Origin of the sequence: Sphingomonas sp. CCH9-E2 (assembly GCF_001557215.1) — a bacterium.
Lineage (GTDB): Bacteria > Pseudomonadota > Alphaproteobacteria > Sphingomonadales > Sphingomonadaceae > Sphingomonas.
Genome location: NZ_LSJM01000104.1, coordinates 33,405 through 57,961 on the forward strand (window position 1 = coordinate 33,405; position 24,557 = coordinate 57,961).

General features: G+C 61.4%; 26 protein-coding genes. 20 read left to right on the plus strand and 6 right to left on the minus strand.

The features are described from left to right. Window positions 1-95: 95 nt before the first annotated feature. Both AX681_RS05455 and AX681_RS05460 read right to left on the minus strand, forming a co-directional pair. The gene (locus AX681_RS05455) at window positions 96-1,112 is read right to left on the minus strand and encodes a ParB/RepB/Spo0J family partition protein (RefSeq protein WP_058803371.1); all 1,017 of its coding nucleotides are present in this window, start codon (window positions 1,110-1,112) and stop codon (window positions 96-98) included. Beyond that, window positions 1,109-2,308 (minus strand): AAA family ATPase, encoded by a 1,200-nt coding sequence (locus tag AX681_RS05460; protein ID WP_058803372.1) that lies wholly within the window; start codon window positions 2,306-2,308, stop codon window positions 1,109-1,111. Before AX681_RS05460 ends, AX681_RS05455 begins: the two co-directional genes overlap by 4 nt. A gap of 222 nt (window positions 2,309-2,530) precedes the next feature. Here AX681_RS05460 and AX681_RS05465 point away from each other — a divergent pair, with 222 nt between their 5' ends. Beyond that, on the plus strand, window positions 2,531-6,748 hold the full coding sequence (locus tag AX681_RS05465) for a strawberry notch family protein (RefSeq protein ID WP_058803373.1): 4,218 nt from the start codon (window positions 2,531-2,533) through the stop codon (window positions 6,746-6,748). A gap of 314 nt (window positions 6,749-7,062) precedes the next feature. Here the strand turns inward: AX681_RS05465 and AX681_RS05470 are convergent, their stop codons facing one another. Next, on the minus strand, window positions 7,063-7,800 hold the full coding sequence (locus AX681_RS05470) for a type II toxin-antitoxin system PemK/MazF family toxin (RefSeq protein WP_062344765.1): 738 nt from the start codon (window positions 7,798-7,800) through the stop codon (window positions 7,063-7,065). Window positions 7,801-7,833: 33 nt separating this feature from the next. Continuing rightward, window positions 7,834-8,955 (minus strand): hypothetical protein, encoded by a 1,122-nt coding sequence (locus AX681_RS05475; protein WP_058818313.1) that lies wholly within the window; start codon window positions 8,953-8,955, stop codon window positions 7,834-7,836. Between the two features lie 698 nt (window positions 8,956-9,653). Between AX681_RS05475 and AX681_RS05480 the strand changes: the two genes are divergently transcribed. The 8 genes from AX681_RS05480 (at window position 9,654) to AX681_RS05515 (ending at window position 15,667) form a co-directional block, all read left to right on the plus strand. Further along, a complete protein-coding gene (locus AX681_RS05480) occupies window positions 9,654-11,771 on the plus strand; it encodes a ParB/RepB/Spo0J family partition protein (protein ID WP_058803376.1) in 2,118 nt (705 codons plus the stop codon). 82 nt (window positions 11,772-11,853) lie between these two features. Then, the gene (locus AX681_RS05485) at window positions 11,854-12,804 is read left to right on the plus strand and encodes an ArdC family protein (protein WP_058803377.1); all 951 of its coding nucleotides are present in this window, start codon (window positions 11,854-11,856) and stop codon (window positions 12,802-12,804) included. After that, a complete protein-coding gene (locus AX681_RS05490; protein ID WP_058818314.1) occupies window positions 12,773-13,165 on the plus strand; it encodes a hypothetical protein in 393 nt (130 codons plus the stop codon). The genes AX681_RS05485 and AX681_RS05490 overlap by 32 nt, the downstream gene beginning before the upstream one ends. 47 nt (window positions 13,166-13,212) lie before the next feature. After that, entirely contained in the window at window positions 13,213-13,854 is a 642-nt protein-coding gene (locus AX681_RS05495) for a hypothetical protein (protein WP_054136320.1), read from the plus strand. Between the two features lie 12 nt (window positions 13,855-13,866). Beyond that, window positions 13,867-14,490, plus strand: a complete 624-nt coding sequence (locus AX681_RS05500) for a DUF6927 domain-containing protein (protein WP_058803379.1) — start codon at window positions 13,867-13,869, stop codon at window positions 14,488-14,490. Between the two features lie 16 nt (window positions 14,491-14,506). Beyond that, the gene (locus AX681_RS05505) at window positions 14,507-14,707 is read left to right on the plus strand and encodes a hypothetical protein (RefSeq protein ID WP_058456862.1); all 201 of its coding nucleotides are present in this window, start codon (window positions 14,507-14,509) and stop codon (window positions 14,705-14,707) included. A gap of 110 nt (window positions 14,708-14,817) precedes the next feature. Next, window positions 14,818-15,168 (plus strand): antitoxin Xre/MbcA/ParS toxin-binding domain-containing protein, encoded by a 351-nt coding sequence (locus tag AX681_RS05510; protein WP_054590611.1) that lies wholly within the window; start codon window positions 14,818-14,820, stop codon window positions 15,166-15,168. 4 nt (window positions 15,169-15,172) lie between these two features. Beyond that, entirely contained in the window at window positions 15,173-15,667 is a 495-nt protein-coding gene (locus tag AX681_RS05515) for an RES family NAD+ phosphorylase (protein ID WP_058456863.1), read from the plus strand. Between the two features lie 7 nt (window positions 15,668-15,674). Here the strand turns inward: AX681_RS05515 and AX681_RS05520 are convergent, their stop codons facing one another. Continuing rightward, on the minus strand, window positions 15,675-16,172 hold the full coding sequence (locus AX681_RS05520; RefSeq protein WP_058803380.1) for a hypothetical protein: 498 nt from the start codon (window positions 16,170-16,172) through the stop codon (window positions 15,675-15,677). Between the two features lie 67 nt (window positions 16,173-16,239). On the opposite strand from AX681_RS05520, the gene AX681_RS05525 reads away from it, so the two are divergent. The 11 genes from AX681_RS05525 to AX681_RS05575 all read left to right on the plus strand — a co-directional run bounded on the left by AX681_RS05525 (window position 16,240) and on the right by AX681_RS05575 (window position 24,135). Beyond that, entirely contained in the window at window positions 16,240-17,526 is a 1,287-nt protein-coding gene (locus AX681_RS05525; protein ID WP_058803381.1) for a hypothetical protein, read from the plus strand. 47 nt (window positions 17,527-17,573) lie between these two features. Then, window positions 17,574-18,209 carry a DUF7007 domain-containing protein gene (locus AX681_RS05530; RefSeq protein ID WP_062344724.1) on the plus strand — a complete coding sequence of 212 codons (636 nt, stop codon included), beginning with the start codon at window positions 17,574-17,576 and terminating at the stop codon, window positions 18,207-18,209. Between the two features lie 103 nt (window positions 18,210-18,312). Beyond that, window positions 18,313-20,007, plus strand: coding sequence for an ATP-binding protein (locus tag AX681_RS05535; RefSeq protein WP_062344726.1), 1,695 nt, complete (start codon window positions 18,313-18,315; stop codon window positions 20,005-20,007). Next, window positions 20,000-20,371, plus strand: a complete 372-nt coding sequence (locus AX681_RS05540) for a DUF3768 domain-containing protein (protein ID WP_066646883.1) — start codon at window positions 20,000-20,002, stop codon at window positions 20,369-20,371. The genes AX681_RS05535 and AX681_RS05540 overlap by 8 nt, the downstream gene beginning before the upstream one ends. Before the next feature lie 73 nt (window positions 20,372-20,444). After that, entirely contained in the window at window positions 20,445-20,792 is a 348-nt protein-coding gene (locus AX681_RS05545; protein ID WP_058456870.1) for a hypothetical protein, read from the plus strand. A gap of 202 nt (window positions 20,793-20,994) precedes the next feature. Continuing rightward, window positions 20,995-21,495, plus strand: a complete 501-nt coding sequence (locus tag AX681_RS05550; protein WP_058456871.1) for a DUF736 domain-containing protein — start codon at window positions 20,995-20,997, stop codon at window positions 21,493-21,495. A 184-nt stretch (window positions 21,496-21,679) separates the two neighbouring features. Beyond that, the gene (locus AX681_RS05555) at window positions 21,680-22,195 is read left to right on the plus strand and encodes a hypothetical protein (protein WP_058456872.1); all 516 of its coding nucleotides are present in this window, start codon (window positions 21,680-21,682) and stop codon (window positions 22,193-22,195) included. Beyond that, window positions 22,189-22,560, plus strand: coding sequence for a hypothetical protein (locus AX681_RS05560; protein WP_058456873.1), 372 nt, complete (start codon window positions 22,189-22,191; stop codon window positions 22,558-22,560). Before AX681_RS05555 ends, AX681_RS05560 begins: the two co-directional genes overlap by 7 nt. A 75-nt stretch (window positions 22,561-22,635) precedes the next feature. Continuing rightward, a complete protein-coding gene (locus AX681_RS05565; protein ID WP_058456874.1) occupies window positions 22,636-22,938 on the plus strand; it encodes a hypothetical protein in 303 nt (100 codons plus the stop codon). Next, window positions 22,919-23,323 carry a hypothetical protein gene (locus tag AX681_RS05570; protein WP_058456875.1) on the plus strand — a complete coding sequence of 135 codons (405 nt, stop codon included), beginning with the start codon at window positions 22,919-22,921 and terminating at the stop codon, window positions 23,321-23,323. Before AX681_RS05565 ends, AX681_RS05570 begins: the two co-directional genes overlap by 20 nt. A 476-nt stretch (window positions 23,324-23,799) precedes the next feature. Next, complete coding sequence (locus AX681_RS05575) at window positions 23,800-24,135, plus strand: single-stranded DNA-binding protein (RefSeq protein WP_058456876.1); 336 nt, start codon at window positions 23,800-23,802, stop codon at window positions 24,133-24,135. A 37-nt stretch (window positions 24,136-24,172) separates the two neighbouring features. Here the strand turns inward: AX681_RS05575 and AX681_RS05580 are convergent, their stop codons facing one another. Continuing rightward, window positions 24,173-24,415 carry a hypothetical protein gene (locus AX681_RS05580; protein WP_156442722.1) on the minus strand — a complete coding sequence of 81 codons (243 nt, stop codon included), beginning with the start codon at window positions 24,413-24,415 and terminating at the stop codon, window positions 24,173-24,175. Between the last annotated feature and the right edge of the window lie 142 nt (window positions 24,416-24,557).

Consider the following 24,557-nt stretch of genomic DNA (forward strand, 5'->3'; position numbering starts at 1 on the left):
GTGGGACAAGTGAGCTAAACATATGAAATAAAACGATAAAAGCCACATTTTCAGAGTGGTAAAGGCATGGCCATAGGTGGGTCCAAAACCCTCCTTCATGGGGCAGGCCTTTTCAGTATCTTCGCCTTCTCAATCAGAGGGCGCAATGCATCAAGGATTTCGTCAGCGCTCAAATCAGTGGGGTTGATCGTTATCGTGAGCCCTCGTGCACGATCCTTTTCGATGACACCAATGGACGATCCTGCGGCTTCGATTACGGCTTTCTGGGCACGGCCAGGCCTGCCCGAAACTGCCTTGAGCAGACGGACAACAACCTGAGGGCCAGAAATTGGCTCTTCGTCTCCGGATTGCCGGAAACTTTGTTCCGCAGCGATTTGCTTTGCTGCTTCCTCCATCCTGGGGCGCAGCGATGGGTTGCGTATGGCTGGAAGAAGCTTGTCACCGTACCGGACCTGAAGTTCCATTGGCGAGGCAAATGCGCTTACGATTGTTTGCGGGATCTCTGTCAGGCCGATGTACCGGGCGAGCGTAGATTTCGAGATCTTCACGCGTTCAGCAAGCCGTGCCTGAAGGCCATCGTAATAGGTGTCGACTGCTGCCTTGTAGTTCAAACCGCGTTCTAAGTCTGAGATATCTTCCCTCTCGCGGTTCTCGATATCAGCAAGGCGGAACGCAGCTTCGTCATCGAGATCTTCGATAATCGCTACGAGCTCGATATCCGGGTAGTGATTGGCGTTGAGCCACGCGACAGCCCAGTGACGCCTTGTGCCAATGATCAGTTCGTACTGCAGCTCACCTTGCTGCTTACGACGCACGACTACTGGGATGCGGTTCCCGTTTTCTGCTTGGATCGACTCAATCAGAGATCGCAAACGGGGTTCGGTGAGCTGTTCGTAATCACGGGCGTTTCCCGGCCAGATCGAACATTCTGCAGGTTTGAGCCGGATGGTCGGGCGCTTGACCATCCGCGCTGCTTCCGTGAAGCCTTCAAGCCGACGTGTTGTGAAATTGCGCGATGCAGTTGCCCCTGCAGCGTCCTTGGCTTCAGAGACGGAAGGCTGGTCAGGGGCAGGGGAGGCGAGGGCCTCGCCAATCAATGAACGACGGCTCACGCTGCAACACTCCCTGCCGTGTCAGATGACCGTCTCGAAATGCTCTTCGACGGCCACTGCTCGTGTATTTCGTTCAGAACTTCTCCGAAGACTGCGTTGAGATTGTCCCGGCAACGCTGGTAGGTTGCGTGCGCAGCTGAAGGCTTGCTTTCATAGATCGACCGGAATGCTTGAGTGGCATTCTTGATTTCCTCAGAAGCCAGAATTGGCTGATTCAGCAGGAAATTGGCATATGTGGCCTTCATCATCTTCCACATGTCGGCTTCACCTGGCTTGCTGGGGGTGTAGGCCGAGCAGACGACGCGAATGAACCCATAATCAACAGGCGTTCCGTGATCCTCGAGGATCTCGATATTCTCGGCGATGGTGTCCATGAAATGGATGGTTGAAAGATAGTCGAGCTGCCTTGCCGGAACCGGGATGAGCATACCTGTTGCGGCGGCCATCACATTGAGGCCCAGGAACCCCATGGCCGGCGGAGGATCGAGCAAGACGACGTCGAAGTCCTTGATGATACTGTCGATGCCAATTCGGAGACGCTGAAGTCCCTCGCGCACTGCTTGTCCGCCCTCCGTCAACGTTGCCGTGAGGTCCCACTCTGCATCCTGCAGGCCAAGGCTTGACGGCACTATTTTGATTGTAGGCCAAGCGGTTTCTCGGATTGCCTTCCTGAAATCATCGAATGTACTGCGAGGCGACAGGAAGTTTCCTAAAGTCTCCTCTTCATCGATAAGTGCTTCGGGCTGGATGTCGAACATAGTTGTCGTTGACGCCTGCGGATCGCAGTCGATCACGAGAACGCTATATCCGTTCAGTGCGAGAAAATCGGCGAAATGCTTGGTAATCGTACTCTTGCCGACGCCGCCCTTGAAATTCTGCACGGCTACTACGACCGCATTCTCATGGGCTAGCTTGCCCGGATGAATGTTCAGCGCCTTGCGAATATGAGTAAGGTCTTCGAGCGTGTAATAGCGACGGCCATTGTTAAGCTGCTTCGGAGGCGCGAGACGTCCCTCCTTCTCTGCCTTGGCAAGCGCTTCAGGCGTTCTTCCGACCAATTCCGCTGCCGCCGTAGGCCCAAACGTGATATCCAGGACCTTGCGTTCATCAGGTTTGAACACCACAGCTTTGACCCGATCGCGCATCATTTCGCAGGATCTGGTCATATTTCGCAGTGTGTTCACGGTGTAGGACATGCGTCTGCCTTTCGATGAATCGCAGTTCTGCGACCCAGTTCGTGTTTTATGATCATTTTCGGCGGTAGAAGTCAAACCGATATCTTCGGGATGGTGCCGGTCCCGAATCCTCGTCGCTGCCGGGCATCCCTTGTCGCATAGCCCGTAGTGATCACGGGCTCATAAACCCGAGGCGAGAGGGAAGGGGGATGACCTGATGCGGTTCAGCATCAGGAGCAGACCGTGACCGACCTATTTGAACAATCCAGCCAGAAGCTGGACGCAGCAATCACCGAAATCCAGAACGCCATCGCCACCGGAATGGCGAACAAACAACGCCTGTTTGAGACGATGAGCCAGCTCTACGGGGAGGGCTCCGCAAACGGCGCCTGGAGCCAGAGGGACGCCTTTGACCTGCTCGAGGCGGCATTGACGCGCCACATGGCCGGACTCCTGAGCAAACCTCAGATGCTGACCCAAATTTCGGAGATCAGCGCGCTTATCGAGGCGCTGCCGACACATACGGTCAGAAGTGAAAACCAGCTCAGGTACCAGCAATTCTCGACGCCCGCTGACCTCGCAGCGCTATCCGTGATTTTGGCGCAGCCGCTTGCAACCGATATCGTTCTTGAGCCGAGCGCCGGACATGGCGCTCTGGTGGCAACTTTGCCCGATGTCCGCGCATTGCATCTCAATGAGATCGATCCGCGCAGGCGGGAGAAGCTGGCTCTGCTGTTCCCCCAGGCCACCACCACGGGGATCGATGGAGCCATGCTGGCATCGCATCTCGACGCTGCTGTGCAGCCCAGCCTGATCCTGATGAACCCGCCGTTTTCCCGCTCAATGGGACGAGGAGCAGACGAGTTCGCGGCTGTGCGTCACCTGCGCGCTGCCATAACGCGGATAGGGCAGGGGGGGCGGATCGTCGCGATCATGCCGGACTGGTTCACGACGAGCGCGAAGCTTGCGAAAATCTACGACGACACCTTCGCCTCTTGCACGGTCCGCACATCAATCCGCCTCGATAAATGCTATCACAAGCAGGGCACTAGCGTGGCTGTGCGCTTGTACGTGATCGACAAGATCCCGGGGCAAACCAGACCAGCAGTTTTGGCGCGGGAAACGGTTGCAGACGTGGCGTCTGCGGTTCCAATCATCAAACGCGTGACAGCCCAGCCCGACTGCGAACCGCGCGCGGTGCCGCCGAAAACAAAGCCGGGCGCGCTCTTCAAAGCCATGCGGGCAACGCCGATCACAAAGCCCGTCAAAGCGAGGGCAGCCCAAGCGCCCAAGATCGAAGCACTGGCGTTCAGTACCCTGGACAAGCCGCGCGTTCTCGGTGAGCAAAGCGGGGTCTACATCCCATACCGGCCAAGCCGGATCGACATTGTTGGTGCACGCGAGCATCCGACGCCGCTCGTCGAAAGCGTGGCCATGGGTTCGATCCCGGCACCGATCCCGGATTATGTCCCGGCGCTGCAGGATCGGGTTTTGCAGGAAAGCCTGCTATCCGAGGCCCAGATCGAAACTGTCATCTATGCTGGGAACGCGTGGCAGCAGTATCTGCCTGGCCAGTTCGTTCCGGCTGAAGAGGGCGTAGGCCTCCAACTCGACGAGCAAGGACGGGCCTATCGCAAAGGCTATTTCCTCGGCGATGGCACGGGGGCAGGGAAGGGCAGGCAGATCGCCGCCTGCATCCTTGATGGATGGCTTGCCGGACGCCGGAAGGCCATCTGGGTATCGAAGAACGAGAGTCTGCTCGAAGACGCGCGCCGCGACTGGAGTGCCATCGGCGGCCTTGCTGCCGACATTCAGCCGCTTTCGAACTGGAAGATCGATCAGGCGGTTCCGTTTCGCGAAGGAATCCTGTTCGTCACTTACCCGACCCTTCGGAGCCAGCGTCAGGATGCCACGCGCCTCAAGCAACTACTGGACTGGGCGGGCGAGGATTTCGACGGTGTCATCGCCTTCGACGAGAGCCACGAGATGGGCGGGGTTGCGGGAGGCGAGGGCGCCCGGGGCACGAAAAGCGGATCCTTGCAGGGCATCGCCGGCGTACTGCTGCAAAACAATTTGCCCAATGCCCGGGTTATCTACGCCTCTGCAACCGGGGCCTCGGAGGTCAACAACCTTGCCTATGCCGTGCGGCTCGGTCTGTGGGGACCGGGCACTGCGTTTGCCAACCGCGAAGATTTCATCAGCCAGATCAGGGCAGGGGGCATCGCAGCGATGGAACTCGTGTCGCGCGACCTCAAGGCACTCGGGCTCTATCAGGCGCGCGCGCTCAGCTTTGCAGGGGTCGAATACGACATCCTGAAGCATGATCTGACCGCCGAGCAGATCGCGGTCTATGATACTTATGCGGATGCCTGGGCGATCATCCATCAGAACATGGAGGAAGCGCTGGAGCTCACCGGCGTGGTCGATGAAATCGGCGGCGCAACGCTCAACAGCGGCGCAAAAGCTGCGGCACGCAGCCGGTTTGAAAGCACCAAGCAGCGGTTCTTCAACCAGCTGCTGCTGTCGATGAAGCTGCCAACGCTGATCGCTGCCATCAATCATCATCTGGACCGGGACGAGGTGGTGGTGGTTCAGCTGGTCTCGACTGCCGAAAGCATCCTCGATCGCCGTCTCGACAGCCTTTCGCCAGAAGAGCGCGCGGAGCTCGACCTCGACCTCAGCCCGCTCGACGCTGTGATCGAGTACCTCGAACGCGCCTTCCCCACGCAACAGATGCAGGTATTCGTCGATGATACCGGCACCCAGCGCTCTGCACCGATGTTCGACGAGGAAGGCCGTCCCGTCCACAACCAGACTGCGATCGCCCGCCGCGGCGAGATGATCGAGCACCTGTGCGCCATGCCGCCGATCAAGCCAGCGCTGGACGGGATCATCGAGCACTATGGCCCGGAGAAAGTCGCCGAGGTGACCGGGCGCAGCAAGCGGCTCATAACCCAGAGCGACGGGCAGCAGCGGCTCGAGACCCGCTCGCCGCGGACGAACCAGTCCGAGACCGACCAGTTCATGGATGGCAGGAAGCCGATCCTGGTCTTCAGTGATGCGGGCGGCACCGGGCGGTCCTATCACGCCAGCCTCGATGCAACTTGCCAGAAGCGGCGCATCCACTTCCTGCTGGAGCCTGGATGGCGAGCCGACCGGGCCATCCAGGGGCTGGGCCGAACGCACCGGACGCATCAAGCCAACACGCCGCTGTTCCGGCCTGTGACCACGAACTGCAAGGGGGAACTGCGGTTCACCAGCACCATTGCGCGCAGGCTCGATAGCCTCGGCGCGCTTACTCGGGGCCAACGCCAGACGGGCGGGCAGAACCTGTTTGACCCTGCCGACAATCTCGAGAGCGAATATGCCAAGGCGGCCCTCTCGACATGGTTTGCCTTGCTGGCGGACGGCAAGCTCAAGAGCGCTACGCTGATCGATTTTCAGCGCCGCAGTGGGCTCAAGATCGTCTCCGACGATGGCGTGCTCGAAGAGGACCTTCCGCCGATCCAGCGCTGGCTCAATCGCATCCTCGCGCTGCCGATCGGGATGCAGAATGCGATCTTCGAGGAGTTTCTGGGGTTGGTCGAAGCGCGGGTGTCAGCAGCGCGCGAGGCCGGATCGCTCGATGTTGGCGTCGAAACCCTGCGGGTTGAACAGGCCGATATTGTCGAGGACATAGTCCTTCGGACCGATGAGCGAACCGGCGCCACGTCGCATTTGCTGCAGCTAGCCCTCAAGACCAGAGCACGGCCGATCTCGCTTGAGCGTGTCCTTGAGCGCCGCGACTATGCCGACGGCTGCATTCTGCTCCACAATATCAAGAGCGGGAAGGCGGCCTTGGCCGAACCTTCGCGGCACTTCATGACAGAACAGGGGGATTTGATCCGGCGGGTTATCCTCCACCGTCCGCTTCGCCGCGAATACCACCACTTCGATGACCTCGCCGAATCCGCATGGGAGGAAGTCCCGCGCAGGACCTTCGAGAAGCTGTGGCAAAGCGAGGTTGCGGAGCTTGCCGAACGGCTAACGACGGAGACCGTGTACCTTGCGACCGGACTTCTCCTGCCGATCTGGTCGAGCCTGCCTATCGACTATCTGGAGGTCCGGCGGATCGTGGACGAAGAGGGCAGAAGCTGGCTCGGCCGTATGGTCCACGAACTCGACGTGGCGAAGCTGCTCGAGAAATTCGACATTGCCTCCACCGTTGAACTCAGCCCGGAAATGATCATCAGGTCGCTCGGCGAAGGCCGGACAGTCCCGATCAATCAGCCCTTCGAGGCGACCTTGAAATGCTCCCGCGTGGCAGGCGAGCAGCGCTATGAAATCGTGGGGGTCCCGCCTGAACAGCTGCCTTGGCTCAAGAGCATCGGCTGCTTTACGGAAATCATTGCGTTTCGCACACGGGTGTTCATCCCGACAAAGGCAGCGCTGTCGGTCATAGGCGCGATGTTTCGAGCATGATGAAAAGCAATGCTGGGAACATCGATGCCGGAGCCCTGACGTCCCACGGTTTTCCTCTTGGTCTGCACTATCTGTGCAGCATGGAAGGCCACGAAGTGGGGCATTCCTGTCAGTGTCGGTGGCGTTTGCTAGCAACGGCTCGCGCCAGAATCAGATGTTTCCTGCTTGTTCGCAACGACGAGTGAGGCTGGCCGGTTGGGGAGGGCGACAGTGCTCGTAGCACCCTCGGCGCAGCCGAAGCCGATCAGCTTCGACAGTTCGGGTCAGTCGAGTGGATGGAGTCAGCGACGTGACCGCATCACCGACACCGCTGCCTACTTCTTTCTCAGCGTCAGGGTGTTCGGCCCCAAAGCCTTTGCAGGTACGGCAGGCGGTACCTGAACTGGCGTGGCCCCCGCCGCTACAGCGGTCTGCGCAGGTCCGAACGCAGCGCCCAGAACCTTTTGCACTACCGCGAAGATCGCGGTCAGATCGTGCGGCTCTACCTTGGGAAAGACAGCCTTCCCATTGTGGACCAATGGGCGGAGGCGGTTGATGTTGACCGTGTAGAGATGGTCGCAGACGACATAGGCGATCCGCCCTGCAGCCTGCCCTTTGGGATTGGGATTCCTGGAGAGCTGATGAAAGTTCGTCCCCGCTTTCTGCTGCGCGCTCGTAACGGGCAGGATAATGCAGGTGTCGTGTAGCGAATTGGCCGCGCGAATAACAATGCCAGGGTGCTCTTTCACGAACTCGGGCGCATAAGCGTCGTGCGGAAAATCGATCCAATACATTTGGCCCATGCGCGGTCGGCTTACGATACGCCGTTCGCGGCGGCTGATTGGCACATAGCCCGCTTTGATGATCTCATGATGCAACGGAAAAGGATGCCCGGCTTCCGTCAGTAAATGGGCCACGTCCGGCATGTTTGTGAAATCGATCGGCACATAGCCCTGTGCCAGCAACTCTTCGTCTGTCGGGATTGGCACATAGCCCGCTGCAAGCAGTTCGGCCTCGGTCGGGAACGGCACTTCCATAGTCGGCTGATCATCTGAATTGTCGTCATTCGGCATGGAGAGGCTGCTTTTTCCCGGCGGTTGGTTGTCTCATTGCGGCGTGCTGGTATTCATTGGTCGACTATATTCACCCCGTAGCGCATCGAGTGCTATTTGGGTGTAGCCAGCTTCGTAGATTTCGATCTGGGTTCGGCGCTTGTAATAGGAAAGCCGACGACCCGGCGTATCCGCCTCGATCCGCATACGCGCCACGCCCCGGATACCTGGCGCGCGACGATGCTGCGCGAGGGTCACTAACATGTCGATGCCATAGCGTTCGAGCAGGTTGCTGCGCTCTTCAGAAAGATTGGCCGCAGCGTCGAGCATCGTGCGGGTGAGCTGATAGACATCGTCACCCTCACCCTGATGATACAGGGCGCCGGGATCGACTGGAAACAGCGGCTCGGCATCCGATTCCTCGCTGTCGAAGATCCATGCTTCATACCAGACGGCCCCGATCTTCTCGAGCATCGCCACCCGCGCCCAGAAATCCCCCCAGGCTCCATCCTTGTTGCGGCTTTTCGAGCGATGATAACTCGCCCAATCACCTTTCGCAGACTTCGACCCACCGACGAGGCGAAGTGCCCAAACGGAATGGATGCCGATCTCAAAAACCTTTCGAGCAGGATAATCGTCGGGCGGGGTCTGGCTCAACGCGCCGATTGGCACACCGAATGTCGCATCGAGCTGGACCAAACCATAGAGGTCCACCAGCATTCGCAGTAAGAGCGCGTCGCCGGTCTCGCGGACACGGCGAAGCATTGAAGCCTCAGTTTCAATTCCCGTTACCAACGCGACCGGCAGAAAGATGGGGTCGCTGTCGAGAGGGATCGGCTGCAGGCGATATTGCGGATAGAGCTTCGTCGAGCGGTCGGTGTGCGCAACGAACCCATGCTGGATCAGCTCGTCGATCGCGACCTTGGCCCGTGGCTTGCCCATTCCTGCATGCTGTTCGCAAGCCTTGGTCGACCATTTGCTGAGCTGATGGTCGCTGCCGGTCCCGGCAAGCAGCACAATATATGCGGTGACGAGGTTCAGCCTGTTGTTAGTCTCAACCTCCCATAGGCGTTCCCATGCTGCGCGATCAATGGCAAGAAAGTTGCCGCCTCGCCCCTTCCCCCGAATGCGATCGGCACCGACTGATTCGGCTTCACGGGACGCCGAATCGTCCAAAGGCGCATTTTTCGATCGTTCCACGAGGGCGTGGTAACACGTCTTTCTGTCCCCATCAAGGTATTCAATGCAATCAAGGGTATCAAGGCAATCAAGAACAATGGAACATATCAAGGGAATCAAGGAAAATGGATCATGCCGTATAACGGCCTGGCTCGCAAGGAATGTCTGAAATCAGGGACTTAGGATTCAAACGCGAGTTGAATTTTAACGCCTTTGGCCTATATAGAACTCACAGCTCAGGCTGCTCGGCTTAACGGCCTTTTGGAATTACACCGCAAGGTGCTCGGGGAGAGCTTCGCAAGAGGCTCTCCCCTTTCCTCATCCAGATTCCTTTAGCATCAAGCGCTTTCCGATCACCGATCGCGCATTGTGCGTTCAGCTCTCGCCTTCAGGCAGGTGCTGTCGAGAAGCGATGAAAACTGCCTTTCAAAGCTCGACTAGCTAACGTCGCATTCTGGCTCAAAGCCGGTCTGGTTACGCCGCGAATGGTGGCCATCCCAGAATCGCGAGCTCCAACCCTTTCGGCATTTTGTTCTTTTATGAGTCGCTCCGTCCAGCTCAAGACCATGTTATGCTGTTCACCCTCAGGGGAGAAGATGGTCAACTCTTAGTCCTGCGTGAAACGCAGATCGGAAGGGGAGGGGGAGGGGATGTGTGCCCGGGTGATTGCCGGGTGCACATCAGGAGCGACCACGATGCTTATTCCCTTTTCCCGGCTCTATCTGAGCGATGCCAATGTGCGCAAAACGCGCAGCGAAGAAGACGATATCCAGCTTTCCGCCGACATCGAAGCGCGCGGCCTTTTGCAGAACCTGCTGGTCACCAGGAGCAAGAAGCGCGGCAAGTTTGCCGTGATCGCCGGTGGCCGGCGATTGCGGGCCATCGAGATGATCGTCACGCGCGGTGCCTGGGCCCCCGATACCGAGATCGAATGCAAGCTGCTCGAAGGCAGCGAAGAGGAAGCAGGCGAGGCCTCGCTTGCCGAGAACTTCCAGCGCGTCGGGATGTCACCGGCTGAGGAATGCCGGGCCTTCCAGCACTTTATCAAGGAAGGCAGCGACGTTGCCGCGGTCGCCAAACGCTTCGGCCTCACCCTGCGCTTCGTGGAAGGCCGCTTGCGGCTAGCGAACCTTGCCGAGCCGATTTTCGAGGCACTCGCCAAAGGCGATGTCACACTCGAGATCGCCAAGGCCTACGCAGCGACCGACCAGCACGAGGTGCAACTGCGGGTCTTTGAGCAGATGCGCTACGCCTATAACCCAAGCGCCGATGCCATCCGGCGTATGGTGGCGAACGGTTCCATGCGCGGCAATGACCCGATTGCGCTGCTGATCGGCGAAGATGCCTATGTGGCCGCCGGCGGGAAGATCGAACGCGACCTCTTCAGCGAAGCGGCAGATGATCGCTGGATCGACATCGAGATCGCCCACAGGCTTGCGGCCGAGAAAATGGAGGCCGAAGCCCAGCGGATCGCTGCTGAAACTGGCCTTGCCTGGATCAGCCCAGTGGCGTCGACCAATTCATGGCAGGCGCGCAGCGAAATGGGCGTCAATGCTGTCCGGCTGCCGCCCGCGCCGCTGTCCGAAGAAGCACGAGCCCGAATTGACGCGATCGATGCCCGCATGGAAGAAATCAGCGAGATCATCGACGAAGGCCATGAAGGCGGCCCTGAAGGCGACGGGGCCGATTTCGGGCAGCTCGAGGCCGAGTATGAGGATCTCGATGCTGAGCGCAGCGACCTCAATAACCCGGTGCGCGAACTGCCCGAAGAATGGCGCAGTGAGGCCGGGCGGTTCCTGGTTCTCACCACCCGCGGCGAGATGGTGCTCGAGGCCGATTACTACAGCGAAAAGCGCCTGTCGTTCGAGACCGATGAGAATGGCAAGGTGACAGCGACGGCCGAAGAGCCGGTGTCAGGTTCCACCAAGCGCGGTAGCGCTGCACCTTCCAGACCCGAGGCAGTTGCGCCGGGCACGGAGAAGCCGATCAGCGCCCGTCTGTTCGACGAGCTTTCCGTGCAGCGCCGTAATATCCTGTCGGCATCCCTCCTCAGCGATGCCGGGCTCGCGCTCGACTTCGCCATCTTCGCGCTGGCTGACAGCCGCAGCTATGAAAGCCGGGGAACCTCGATCAGGGGCGGGCACCCCAGCGATCCGGCGACCGGAGAACTTCCGCAGTCCACAGCCGAAGGGATTCTCGCCGAGGCCGAAAGCGCGCTCGACAAGGCATGGCAGGAACATGGGTGTGCGGCGCAGCGCTTCATTGCCTTTCGCGAACTTGCCGACGAAGCCAAGGCGGCGTGGCTCGCCTATGCGGTGGCCATCTCGCTCGAAGCCAAGAAGGGCTATGGTTCGGAATACCATCCGATCCATGCCGTCATCGGCAGCATGCTCGACATTGACGTTGCAGCAATGTGGCGCCCGACAGCCGAGAATTTCTTCGACCGGGTGAGCAAGACCTCGTGTCTTGCGGCACTGACCGAAGTCGGCGGCAGCGATCTTGCGGCGCGTTATGCCGCATCGAAGAAGGCTGACCTTGCCAAGACCTGCGAGACGATCTTCGCCGGCAAGGCGATCATTGAACAGGACGTCAAGGAAGCAGCGCTGGCCTGGCTCCCCGAAGGCATGAAGTTCACGATTGGTGCCAACCCCGCTGATCCGGTCATCCCGGACACCGACGAAAGCGCCCCTGTCTCCGGCGCCTGCGATGGCGATGGCGCTGAACCTGAAGCTGAAGCCGATAGCGAGGCCGACGAGCTTATCAATGACCATCAACCTGAAGTCGCCTGTGAAGAAGCGGCGGTAGCCGCCTGAGGCGGCAAATCACCCCTCCTGATGACCTGGCCCGGCCACTCGCCTGAGTGAGCTGGGCCTCTTTTTGTTGAGGAGCAGGCCAATGCGCCAAAGACCCAAGCGCGACGTCGCGCAGGAAATCACCAATCTGATCATCGCTACAATCGAGGCCGGAACGCTGCCCTGGCGCCGGCCCTGGAAGAAGACTGGGATGGGCGGAGCGCCGCTGCGCGCGGCAGGCGTCCCTTACACAGGGATCAACCGCCTCTATCTTTGGGCGGTCGCCGACCATTATGGTTATGGCTCGCGCTACTGGATGACCTGGCGGCAAGCCATCGAGCTTGGCGGAAAGGTGCGCAAGGGCGAGACCGCCGAGCCGAGCATCTACTTCAACAGCACGAAGAAGACTGCGATCGACCAGGCGACCGGCGAGGAATCCTCGAAAACAATCCGGTTCATGCGCGCCTACAGTGTGTTCAACGCATCGCAAATCGACGGGCTGCCGCCGCATTTCTATCCGAGCCCGGTGCCTGAAGCGCCGCCGACGCCCTCACAGAAGGCCGCTGCCATCGAGCGCTTCTTCTCACCCGTTCCGGCTGACATACGCCTCGGCGGAGACCGCGCGTTCTACTCGCCGGGCGCTGATTATATTCAGCTTCCGCACCCCAATGTCTTCAACACCGAAGACGGGTTCGTGGCGACGAAAGCGCATGAACTCGGGCATTGGTCGGGCCATGCCTCGCGGCTCGCCCGCGAGTTTGGCAAGCGTTTCGGCGACAAGGCATACGCTTTCGAGGAGCTGGTGGCCGAGCAGGTGAGTGCGCGCATTTGCTATGAATTGGGTCTGCCGGCAGACCTTCACGAAAGCCATGCCAGCTACGTCTCGCACTGGCTGGAGATCCTCAAGGCCGACAAGACGGCGATCATCACCGCAGCCGCGAAGGCCGATCAGGCGTTCAACCATCTTGCGGCCTATTCGGGCTTCCAGAGCGAACCTGCCGGCGAAGAGGGGGAGGAAGCCGATGAGACGGCGCCAGTTCCGGCTTTTGCTTGAGCCGGCACCGCAGGAGGTCGTTTGCCTCACCCAGCTTCACCGTTATGCGGGCGATGTTGCAGGCCGGAGGAGGGCGCCGATCGGCGAGGAGCTGGACCAGCATATCGCAGGCCTGTTCCCCCAGAGGGACCCGCGCCAGGTGCTGGACGGCCTTCTCGGCAAGGGGGGCGTCGGTTGGTCGCTTGGCACAGTTCCGGGTCAAGGCCGATCGCTCATCATCCAGACAACCGAGGCGGGCGTTGCGGTCTCGGCAATAGCGAGGATCCTCGAACAGATTGCGCCAGGGGCGCTCCTGCGACCGATGATCTACGAGCCGTTGCTGCTGGAGAACCCGAGCGAGCACTGCGGCAGCCTGCATTGAGGAAAGGGGGATGGGGCCATTGCATCTTGCAATGGAAAGGAAGCCTCATGTCCTGCGACATTGATTACCGTTACCGCCGCGCACTCCAGCCCGATGGGCTGACGACCTTCGAAAATGCGCTGCGAGCATTGAACGAGGCCGTGGATGATGTCCGTCTGGCAGGCCGGCAGGCCGCAACCTGTCCGGCAGTGCTGCTGCTGACGCGCCACCTTCAACGCATTGCTGACGGAAGGCCGACCGAATGTGAGGCAGACGACCAGGCTCTGCGGTCCCAATGCATTGAACGCCTTGCCGAGCTCAAACACAGGCCTGCGATCATTGCGCTGGTCAAACGCGGGATCGACTATCGTCCCGAAGAACTGCGCCACTACCGGCGCGAGGGCACGCGGGCGCTGCGCCAGATCGCAGCAGGGATCGGGCTCGAGCACGCCGATTATCGCATCAGCTATTACACCTCACAGGAACAGCTCGCGGGCGAGCATGTGCTGGAAGCCGACGGGATCTACGTCCGGATCAGCCCGGAAAGGTTCGGCGAGCCGGGTCTCGCCTGGCGCAACCCGTTCTGGAAACCGCCTGGCGCGGTGATGCGCAAAGCGCCGATCACCGCCCTTGCAGACATTCCCGCACTCACGGCGCGGATCGCGCGCGAATTGAAGATCGCACCTCCGGCGCAGCCGGGGCTCATCTGAAGGAGAACACGCATGGGCTGGCTTTACATGCACCGTGCCGGAATGGGGGGCTTCGACACTCCCAAGGCCTATCTTGACAATCAGCTCACATGGGAGCGCGAGAATGAAGAAACCGGCACCTTCGAAGGATGCCGGGTCATCAGAAGCGTGTCCACAACCGGTGCCTACTACGCGGCTGTCCAGCGCTATGGACCGAACAACCAGACCCACGCCATCTCCGCGGTGATCTGTCTGGTCCGCTGGAACCCCAAGGCAGCCGACGGCCTCCTGTTCGGCTACAAGGACATGGATGAAAATTCAGGACCGGTGGAGGCCGGGTGCCCCAGAAGTGTCCTGGAGGAGTTGGGGCCAACCAGTCATCCTTATGCCCTCGACTGGCGCAACCGGTGCTACCGCCAGCTCCGGCTCAAGGAACGCAAGATCGCCGATGGCGACATGATCCGGCTGCCTGAACCGATGAAGTTCACCGACGGCACCGAACACGCTGAATTCAGGGTGACAAAGCGCGGCGCGAAAATTGAACTCAGCACGCCCGATGGCCGAGGCCGGTTTCGCATCAGCAGATTGATGGAGCGCCGATTTGAAGTCGTGCCCCCAAAGCGCGCGGTGCGCACATTCTTCCCGGCGACGCCGTAACGCTCGGGAGGTGATCATGCTGCCTCAGAGCCTGGACCCCAGAAGGGCGATCCTGTGCGGGCGCGCCAATGCCGAGCGTGTCGCCATTCGGATGACCGCAAATTCCGGGCAGAGCCATGCCGTGGTGAGGACGGACAGCAAGCTCCAGCCCTTTTGCGTTCTGCCTGCAGAAGAGGGCCTTGCCGGCGCGATCGAATTGCAGGTCGTGGTTTTGTAAGAGCGGGTAACCTCTTCGGCAAAACGGGAACACCTGCTGGGTTTGACACCCAAACCTTGATTACCGCAGATATTGACGCTATATCGCGTCAGAATTCATGGGAAAGTGCAATGGCGATTCAAAACTACGCTGACAACGGCGCGTTTGCTCCGCGCAAGATCGTCGACGCGCTGCGGACGACCAGCGACGAACTCGCACGCTCGCTGGGCCTCGGCAAGGATGCGATCCAGCGCAAGGACCGGATCGCGTCCGACCGGACGCAGCGCCGCCTTCGCCAGATGGTCGAGGTGCTCAACAAGGTCGAGCCGCGCTTTGGTTCGGCGTTGTTGGCCTATGCCTGGTACCGCTCGGAACCACTGCCGGGTTTCTCGGGCCAGACTGCCATGCAGCTCGTGCAGAGCAACCGGGCCGATGACGTGCTGACCTATATCGACGCGGTCGACGCCGGCGTCCACGCCTAGTCCAATGCACTTTACCGGGCTGCTCTACCGCGCCCACAATCCGGTCTGGTCCCGTGAACCCCTCTCAGGGGAGGGGGCCGCCCGATTTGGCGGACGGTTCAATCGCATGGGGCGCACGGCGCTCTATACTTCCCTCGCCCCTGAGACCGCGCTGCGCGAGGCCAATCAGGCTGGCACGCTGCAGCCCACCACGCTGGTGGCCTATCAGGCCGACATCGGGCCGCTGCTCGATGGCCGGGACACGGCTGCATTGCATCCCTTCGGCATCACACCGGCTGAACTCGCCGACCCGTCATGGCGTGATCGGATGCTCTCCGGCAAGCCGGTCCCGACGCAGGACCTGGCGGAGGCCGCGATCGCGCAAGGCTATGCTGGCATCGTTGTCCCGAGCTACGCCCGCGGCGCCCCCGCAGACGCGCTCAATCTTGTCCTATGGGACTGGGACGGGCGCATCACGCTTGTTGATGACGACGACCGACTTGGCCTTCGCAATAACTGATGGCCTCTTATTCCTCGATCATCCCTCCGAGGCCGGGATCGAGATACCACGATGGGCCTTCGGTAAAGTCGGCGTTGCGGGCAGGAACAGGGCCATCAGGCTCTGACGAGACGTAAGGGTTGACCATCGGTGCCGGGTGCTGGCCCGAGCGCAGAATGTGGCCCGACATCTGGCACCGCGGCCCGAGGAGCTCGAAGAGCCATTCGAGATCGTCGAGCATCTGGACAACCCCGCGCCCTGCCAGTGCATAGTAGAGGCAGCGCTGATAGTCATCGCAATGGCAGGACAGGATCTGCGTCAGCCGAGCCTTGGCATTGGGCAGGCCCTGAAACACGCCCTGCAAGGTCTCATAGAGCTCGCGCGCTGAGTAATAGGCATCGAACGGCTCCACTCCGATCGAGGCATTGGCGAGCATACGCTTGGTTGGACGGCAATTGGGATCAAGTGCCGCGTCGCGCAGCGTGACATCGAGGTCGAACTTGCCGATATCAAAGACCTTGTTCATTATTCATGGGCTCCTGCAGATTATGAACATAACGTGAACAAACGACAGGGTCAAGGCGTCATCATGCATGTGGCTGGTAGGTAAGGACACCACAGGAAAGACCGGCAGGGTCGCCATCAGCGACGAGCTGAAGGCTGCGCTGGTGCGCTGGTATACAGGCCGGGGCAGCGAGGCCGACCACCGCGCTTGCGTCTCACTGGTCTCGACCGCGCGAGAGAACCACAAGTGGATCGCCTGCGATTGCCTTGGGGCAGAGCGGCCGCCGCCGCTGATGAGCGCGGCCTATCTCAGTTTTCAGGAAACCTATTACCTCCGGCGTCTTACCTCGCGGCCAGGCCACGAGCCGGGCTGCCCGTTTCATCTGCCGCAGGCGCCACCGCGCATCCGCGAGACCGTGAAGGATTCGCTCTATGCCATCGGCCTTCCAAAAGGCCTGTTCAGCGCACACCAGAAGGCGCCGGAGAAGCTTGCACAGAGGCCAGAGGACATAGAGCCCGACGACCGCTCACGCGGCGTCGCGATCCCGCGCCTCGGCAAGCTGCTCTGGTTGCTGCTCGAACGCGCAGGCTCGAATATCCTGCGCGAATTACCGCCCAGCGGCAGGCGCGCAGGCTCGATCAGCGAAGAAATGCGTCACCTCAAGCGCGCCGCTCAGGGCCTCGAAATCGCGCCGGGCATCCGGCTGTCGGATCATCTCTACACCAACGCGATCGATTACGAGAAACGGCGGGTCCATGCCCGATTGCGGGCTGCGGCCGAGACCTGGCCGCCCGAGTTTGCACCGCAAGCCTTTCTGCTTCTCGAAGCGAGCGAGGTCACATCGAGCGAGGTGGTGACGGGGCTCGGAACTGTCGAAATCCGCAACCGCATCCAGCACACCGGGATCATCCGCGCCGAGGTCGAGCCCCCATTTCTGGTGCTTGCTGTCGTCGGCGAGCACAGCCGGCGCGAAGGATACCTGGCGCTGCGGGCATATGCCCAGCCTGTGTTCAGCGGAAACCAGTTCGTGCCCGCCGAGCGCGACCACGATCGCGATGTGCTGCGCGCGCTCCAACAGGCCCAGTATGAACTGCGTCGCCTCGGCGTCAGGATGGCGGTCAAGAAGGTCCTTTTTGACATCACGCTGGGTGCTGGCTCGGCGAGGCCGGATTTCCTGGTGGCGCTGCTCGATGAGCATAGCGGGGAGGAATGCAAATTCGCGCTCCAGATCCTGCAGTCGGATGATGCCGACTATCTTGAGCTGTGCAGCATCGAGCGCGAGCGTCTCGCTCAGGCAGGGCATGTCGTATGCCTGTCGGTCAGCAGCGTGACGCCTCAGAAAATTATCAGCGAAGCCCGCCGCATTCTCGCGTGAAGGGGAGGGGGAGGATTTGAGCGAACCTGAAGAAGGAGAGTTCGCTCATGACATGCTTTGCTCCGTCGCCGCGCCCATCGACATCGATCTGGGGTGCTGTCCAACAGGCCGATCAGCTTGGCCCCGGGATTTGGTCGGTGATGACCGCCAGCCACGGCGGCATCATTCTGTCCGATCAGAGACAGGCCGCCATGCCGTCAGCGCTACAGATCGACGGAGGGTCCTACGAAGAAGACTGCGATTGGGCGCTCCCGATCCTTGCCTTTTCCAGCGAGCTTGATGGGCAGGGCTCCTGCTCTGCAGGCTTTCTGCAGCTTGCCCGCGATACCGCCAAATGTTGGCATCCGGACCGCTTCAGTGCCTTTACCGGCGAGGCTGTCGAGGAGAATGCCTCCACGATCCTGCGGACGCGTAAGGCCTACATCGCCGCCATCGGCGAGTTCTGCGTCACCAGCGCCTGGGGCGATTGGGCCGAATGGGTGCCGGAAGGCAAGGTTGGCGTGATTGCCCGGCAAGTCGAGCGCGTCGATCACATTGGCCGGCCAACCTATGGCGAGGCTGAGGTCTGCGCGCTGATCGCGAAGGACCTCTACGCCGCGCGCGGCGAGGTCACAGCGCTGCGGGATACGGCGCACGAGATCATTCCGATGCCCGAGGCCCTGCGACCGAAACGAGTGGGCTGAAGAGCAGGCCGAGGACCGCCCGGCTCTGGCCAGGCATCGATCCGCCGATCTGGAGGGAAGGGGGAGGGGAAGGGCGAACCAGTGCGATGAAGGACCCTTTGCCATGAACCCGACAGTCATCCGACCCAGCGTGAGCCCGAAGACTATCACCAAAGTCACGCGCCTCTTTAACGGCACCATCGGCGATATCCTCGGCGAGCTCCTCCAGAACAGTCGCCGCGCTGGCGCATCCCGGATCGATATCGCCTGCTGCGCCGATCAGGACGGAGCGCGATTGACCCTTGTCGATGATGGAACCGGGGTCGCCGATCCCCAGACCATGATTGCGCTGGGGGATTCGGGCTGGAGCCAGCACATCCATGAGGCCGAAGACCCGGCAGGCATGGGTGTCTTCAGCCTGGCGGGCAAGGACACCCGGATCAGCTCACGTCATGGCGGTGCCGACACCGGATGGTCGGTGCATGTCCCCGCGGATGGCTGGACCGGCGCGAAGGACATTGCCGTGGTGCCCCTTGCTCGCCCGGTTGGCACGACCATCACCTTCCTGATGCCCGGAGTGAGTGAGCAGACGACCGAGCGGATTCTGCGCGAGGTCGCGAAGTTCTATCCGCTGCCGGTCTTCTTCAATGGCGCGCAAGTGCCGCGCGAGGACTTTCTCGCCAAGGCGATCTACATCGCCGAATGGAACGGCAGCCAGATCGGGGTGTTCGAGGGGCGCGAATACAACCAGGATCCCACCACGAACTTCCATGGCATGGTGCTCACCCGCAAGCTTGCCAGCGTCTCGGAAAGCCTTGGCGGCAAGACCTACCATGCCCGGCTCGATATCGGGGCCACCCCGGGCCTTGCCCTTGTGCTGCCGGCGCGCAAGGAATTCGTCGAGAACGCCGCATTTGCGGCGCTGCAGACAGCGTGCAAGCGCACGATCTATGCCGCGCTGGCGCACAGAGGCCAGCACCGGCTTTCCTTCGAGAACTGGAAGGAAGCGCGCGATCTGGGGGTCGCCCTGCCGGAGGCCGACCCCTGCCTGCCCCGCTGGCATGCGGCCATCGCGGAGAGCGACAACGTCAATGTCGAGTATGAGGAAGTCGCAGCAGGTGCGGACACGATCCTTGTCGCGGATCTTGAGCCCGATATTGCACAGGGACTGGAGCGCGCGCTGCGCGAGCACCCCTTGCGAGCGCACCTCGTCGAGAACCATCCTGCCTACGCTGGCTATGGCTGGTATGACGCGCTGCATCAGCTCGGAAACGTGCGCTTCTATGTTGCTGCCGGGGAGCAGGGCCACGTCATCGCCGAGAACGGCAGCTTCCCGCCGCTCAATGACCATGTGCGTGCAGAGACGATCGAACTGAGGTTCTGTGTCTCCCACCGCGCCAGCGAAACGCAGCGCGAGGAACGGATCCCGGCAGATGTGGCCTTTGTCGTGGGCGAGGATGGCTGGTACAGCGGTGTCGATCAGATCCGCATCGCTTATGTGCTGGGTCCGGCGCTGACCCCCGAAACGCTGGTCGATCTGATCGAGAACGTCTGTTTCTGCGCGAGCGACGACAGCGAGGCCGACTCCTGGGACACCCAGCACGAGCACTTCTTGCGCGATGCGCGCGAACTCGCGGCCCGGGTGCTGCTCGGCGAGGACGAGGCCATCGCGGCGCGCATCCGCGACACGCTCGCCGGCATCCTGTGGGTCATTCCCAAGGATCGGCAGGTCGCCATTACCGTCGCCCCGGGGACCGCGATCGATGTTCAGCTATCCGCTTGTTGCCTCCTGGATCGGGACGAGACCTCCAATGCATGACACATCCGACATCTCTTGCGCACGGCAACGCACCGAGCACATCGCGCAGCTCAATGATGCAGCGCGTCAGGGCCGTGACCGCACGGCCCGCATCGTCATGACATCCGGGCTGCTTGCAGAACTCGGCGGCGACACCGCGGCAGACAGCATGATGGCCCAGGCTCGGTTGATGGCCGCTCTGCGCCATTGCACCTTCGCCCCGGATTCGCCCGAGCGAGACTTTGCAAGCATGGATGTCGATGGCATCAAGGTGCTGATGAAAGTCGATTATTACGACACCGAACTGGCGTTCGGGTCAGAGGATCCGGCCAATCCAGCGATGACACGGCGCGTCGTCACGCTGATGCGGCCTGCGGACTACTGATCATTGTGAGGGACAGGCATATCGCTGCGTCACCCGGCAGCCGCCCAAAACCTGATGGGGAGGTAAAAAGCGCATGAGCAGACACAAAGTACCGCTTCGTGACGGGGTTGCGGCGGCAAGTGCCTATGTTGGCTGGGACCGCCCCTTGCAGACATACTTTGCGCAGGTTCTGAGCGCGCCTGACGAGGACGGGGAGGAGACCGAACTCGTGTGGGTCGGCACTGCCTTCGGCGAGCTGCCCCGCGCGGTTGACGCAATCCGCGTACTCGAACCCTACTGCCAGATCGAGGCAAGTCTTGCCGCACAGCTAGAGATCGACAGGATGGCATGCCTCGCCACGCGCGACGGACCCAATCAGCTCGAAGCCAAGGCTTTCATGGCGCGTGTCAGCCAGATCAAGGACACCGAGCCGGAAGCTTAGGTCGGCACGGACCGCGCATGGCTCGAAGCAGGGCCGGTTCATCTCCAAACCACACATCGAGGCTCCTCAGCCCTCTGGGCTGGACAGGATGACGCGCGCCTGCGGTGGCTGGCGCACGGGCCGGGCCACGGGCCCGGAGGAGAGGGGGGATGGGAGAAGGTGTTCCGGACAAGGGGTTCGGACAGCATCAGGAGAATGTGACATGAACATCGGCACCCTCAAGGCCAACGCAGAAGGCGTTCACATCGGCCGCATCACCACCCTGACCTTCAGCGCAACGGTTGCTCTGCGGGCCTTCGAATCCAGCAATGAGCGCGCACCCAAGTTCGACCTTATGGCGCTCTCGGCGGACCGCCGCAGCTGGGTCAAGATCGGCGCGCTGTGGGAATACTCGTCGAACGAGACCGGTGAATGCTTCCTGTCGGGCCAGATCGACGATCCCAGCCTCTCGGCGCCGATCCCGGTCGCCATGTTCCAGCAGAACGACGGCAGCTTCAATGTCGCCTGGCGGCGTTCGAAGCCCAAGGCGTCGCTCGACGGCTTCGGCAGCGAGAGCGAAGGCGCCCTGCCGCCGCTCACCGCCACCGGCGACGAACCGGCCAGCGACCGCAGCGTTGACAGCGCCGCTGCCACCGGCGACGGTCTGGGCGAAAGCACCGCTCCGGCACCCAAGGGCAAGACGCGCGTGAGCGTCGACGCCTGACCGGGACAAGCCCCCCGTGACCGGTGCCGCGACCCGCGCCGGTCACATCGGGAAGGCCCGTCCGCGCATTTGTCGCGGGCGGGCCTTTTCTTTTGCCCGCTGCTGTCGGGCTTGGCAGAACTGCTGAAGGAACTCGGCCCACAAGAGGGAAGGGGGAGGTGCCGTTCGAGCAAAGGAGGCTTGAATGGCACAGACAAACTGGACTCTCGATCTTGGCGGGGCTCCGTGGAACGAAGACTGCGCGCAGATCGGCCACACCCTAAACTTCGACCTCGTGAATACTGCCGAAGCCATGCTCTACAGGGCTGCGCTGATCGCGGTAGCTGGCTTCCCGCCTGCCGGCATCACCTTGCGGATCAAGGCCAACGCCCATGACTTCGGAACCTACCGGACGGTCGAGGCGCGCATCGACGACGACCAGGACGATGGCAGCCATGCCAGCTATCTCGAGACCCTCGAGATCGGCATCGCCTTCTGGCATCAGGCCGGGTTCGCACCGCCTGAATTTAGCAAGCTGACGGCCAGCGATCAGCTTGTGAGTTTCGTCGTGGATGCCGTCGCAAGCGCGCTGCGGATCACACGGCCGAGCACCACCGGGGCATTCTTTCCAGAATCCTCCGGGCCGATCCATCGCAACCTCACCGCAGCCTTTCCGGAAGCGGCACAGCGCGCCTTTTCCGAAGGGGCCGTGCCATGCTGACCGACAGCGAGCGCTTCGCCTTCAGCGCCTGGCGAATCCATGCCTTCGCCTCGACGGGCAATGCCTACGACGCCGTGCAGACCGACGAGACTATTGCTGCTGGGGATACGCTGCTCATCCTCGATGAGAGGGTTGTCGGTGTCGCGATGACCTGGCCGTTTGCTATCACCGCAGAGCCGGGCAAGCTTCACGCGGTCTGTGAGCCATGCGCTGGTGAAACCCTTGGGCACATTGAAACGGCGCTAGATGTTCCAGACGGGTCAATCGCGCGAGCCTGCCGCCTCGCACGGACACTGGGCTTTGCGATTGATGCGGGCCTCGTCCCCTTGTTGCCTGAGCTGCTGGCGGCAGAGGTGGACGGCTAGCGCGGCAAGCGTCGCCACAGAAATCTTGCTATTTTGGCAATAATTGCTATTTTGGTGCCAAGAGGAGATACCACCATGCCAGCGACGGCGAATGAGCACCCCAGGATTCCCCTGACCCGGTTTCACAACAACACCGGCGAGTTCCTTGATCTCGCAACCAAACAGCCGGTCGTCCTCACCAGCCATGGGCGCGAGCGACATGTCATCGCAGATAGCGAATATTTCCGCCATCTTGAACAGGCAGCACGCGGTGTGATCGCCGGCCACATGAATATCGAAGCTGTCGCTTCGTCCGACATGACCGAAGCCGATCGCAAGGCTTTCGCTAATGCACGGCCTTCGGCCAGTGAACTCGCCAATGACCGCTGGGAAGACTGACCGCCCCGCCGCAGGCCATATCCTCCGATACGTCTATCTCTTCGAGGAAGAGCAGAGACGGGGCCGCGACGAAGGCGTCAAGGAACGCTTTGTCGTCGTCGTTGGTGTGGAAGGGTCACGCTACCTGGTCGCGGCGATCACGACCAAGGGCGAGGGGCGCAAGAACGCTGTCGCAATCCCCGATGAGATCGCACGCGCAGCCGGGCTCGCTCCGGGCAGCGCCATTGTCGTTTCGGAATTCAACCGGTTCACCTGGCCCGGGTTCGACATCAGACCCCTGATGAAGCAGCCCGGGTACATTGCCGGACGACTCCCACCGCGGTTCACGGCAAAGACCATCGATGCCATCGCAGCCTGGGGCGCCGCTGCCGTCGATCGCGATTGATTGCCGCAACGCAGAGACAGGCAGCCCCCTTGGAGCCATGTCTGACCCCGCATCAAGGCCAGTATGGCGGCAACTTCGGGGATCGGCACCCCAGGTAGCCAAAATCGGGTCTTCCGGACGACAGCCACAAAGAGTCTATTCGCTCCCTAAAATCGGTGAGGACGGGCGATCGATCCTGCGATCATCACCGTCGACAGCAAGCTCCTGCGAGCCGAGACGCGGCGAGGTCGATGTCCAGGCGTGCGATAAGCTCCTGTGCCAACAGCACGTCCGCCGCCCAGTGCCCCTGCCTCTCTGGTCGAGCTTAGGGCCAACCTGCAGAAATGCGAGCCGTGTTGCCCGGCAAGCCGGGCTGCCCGCACCATCTCGCTTTCTGAGGTTTCCCGCGCGCCGCAGCGCGCGGTGTCCCAGCTCTCTCGCCGAGGCTCGATAAGGGCACCGGCGGACGAGCCGTCGGCACCAAGGAGGCTCATGCAATGAACATCGTCAACCTCGTCGGCCGTCTCGCCAAGGATCCCGTTGCCCGCGACCGCAGCGACACCCGCATCACCGAACTGATCCTCGTGACCGAGCGTCCGGTCATCCGCGACGGCAAGGTCCAGAAGGATCCGGGAACCGGCTACCCGGTCAAGGATGCAGAATTCCACAAGGTCACCGTCTTCAATGGCCTCGGGCTCCCGCTGCGCCAGCACAAGGCCAAGGGTGACCAACTCGCCGTGACGGGCCGCATCCACTACTCGCGCTGGCAGGACGCCGAAGGCAATGACCGCTATGGCTGCGAGATCATCGCCGAGAACGTCGAGTTTCTCTGACCGGGAGGGGCGGCGCGCAGGCGTCGCCCGAGCCCTTTCAGGGGGGCGACAGCTGGACACCGGTGGCGTCCAGCTTGGTTCCCCGGTGACCGCAGCTGCAGCGCAAGTGCCGCGCGACGATCTCCAGCTTCATCGGGATGGATTTGGCAAAGCATCGGTCTCGCAGTTTGGCCGCCGGAACGATCACAACGCGGCGGCATGCGAGACATTCAACCTGTGCGTTGAGGCCATGGCGAACCAGATCGGCCACCGTATCGAGACGCTTGCTGCCCATAGCCACGGCAGAACATCATAAGAACATTAGTTGTCAAGCGTGCTGCGGGGTTGCGCAATCGGCCTGATCAGAAAGACCCGCAAACCGAATAACAAGACACTTTGCGCCGAAGCAAAAAAGCGCAATAATCCCGCACATTGCAGCTGAG

Bases quoted from the DNA above. Each gene is read 5' to 3' on its own strand.
- AX681_RS05460 (WP_058803372.1), bottom strand. From the start codon at position 2,308: ATGTCCTACACCGTGAACACACTGCGAAATATGACCAGATCCTGCGAA.
- AX681_RS05470 (WP_062344765.1), bottom strand. From the start codon at position 7,800: ATGCCGAATGACGACAATTCAGATGATCAGCCGACTATGGAAGTGCCG.
- AX681_RS05480 (WP_058803376.1), top strand. From the start codon at position 9,654: ATGCTTATTCCCTTTTCCCGGCTCTATCTGAGCGATGCCAATGTGCGC.
- AX681_RS05485 (WP_058803377.1), top strand. From the start codon at position 11,854: ATGCGCCAAAGACCCAAGCGCGACGTCGCGCAGGAAATCACCAATCTG.
- AX681_RS05490 (WP_058818314.1), top strand. From the start codon at position 12,773: ATGAGACGGCGCCAGTTCCGGCTTTTGCTTGAGCCGGCACCGCAGGAG.
- AX681_RS05495 (WP_054136320.1), top strand. From the start codon at position 13,213: ATGTCCTGCGACATTGATTACCGTTACCGCCGCGCACTCCAGCCCGAT.
- AX681_RS05500 (WP_058803379.1), top strand. From the start codon at position 13,867: ATGGGCTGGCTTTACATGCACCGTGCCGGAATGGGGGGCTTCGACACT.
- AX681_RS05505 (WP_058456862.1), top strand. From the start codon at position 14,507: ATGCTGCCTCAGAGCCTGGACCCCAGAAGGGCGATCCTGTGCGGGCGC.
- AX681_RS05510 (WP_054590611.1), top strand. From the start codon at position 14,818: ATGGCGATTCAAAACTACGCTGACAACGGCGCGTTTGCTCCGCGCAAG.
- AX681_RS05515 (WP_058456863.1), top strand. From the start codon at position 15,173: ATGCACTTTACCGGGCTGCTCTACCGCGCCCACAATCCGGTCTGGTCC.
- AX681_RS05520 (WP_058803380.1), bottom strand. From the start codon at position 16,172: ATGAACAAGGTCTTTGATATCGGCAAGTTCGACCTCGATGTCACGCTG.
- AX681_RS05525 (WP_058803381.1), top strand. From the start codon at position 16,240: ATGTGGCTGGTAGGTAAGGACACCACAGGAAAGACCGGCAGGGTCGCC.
- AX681_RS05530 (WP_062344724.1), top strand. From the start codon at position 17,574: ATGACATGCTTTGCTCCGTCGCCGCGCCCATCGACATCGATCTGGGGT.
- AX681_RS05535 (WP_062344726.1), top strand. From the start codon at position 18,313: ATGAACCCGACAGTCATCCGACCCAGCGTGAGCCCGAAGACTATCACC.
- AX681_RS05540 (WP_066646883.1), top strand. From the start codon at position 20,000: ATGCATGACACATCCGACATCTCTTGCGCACGGCAACGCACCGAGCAC.
- AX681_RS05545 (WP_058456870.1), top strand. From the start codon at position 20,445: ATGAGCAGACACAAAGTACCGCTTCGTGACGGGGTTGCGGCGGCAAGT.
- AX681_RS05550 (WP_058456871.1), top strand. From the start codon at position 20,995: ATGAACATCGGCACCCTCAAGGCCAACGCAGAAGGCGTTCACATCGGC.
- AX681_RS05555 (WP_058456872.1), top strand. From the start codon at position 21,680: ATGGCACAGACAAACTGGACTCTCGATCTTGGCGGGGCTCCGTGGAAC.
- AX681_RS05560 (WP_058456873.1), top strand. From the start codon at position 22,189: ATGCTGACCGACAGCGAGCGCTTCGCCTTCAGCGCCTGGCGAATCCAT.
- AX681_RS05565 (WP_058456874.1), top strand. From the start codon at position 22,636: ATGCCAGCGACGGCGAATGAGCACCCCAGGATTCCCCTGACCCGGTTT.
- AX681_RS05570 (WP_058456875.1), top strand. From the start codon at position 22,919: ATGACCGCTGGGAAGACTGACCGCCCCGCCGCAGGCCATATCCTCCGA.
- AX681_RS05575 (WP_058456876.1), top strand. From the start codon at position 23,800: ATGAACATCGTCAACCTCGTCGGCCGTCTCGCCAAGGATCCCGTTGCC.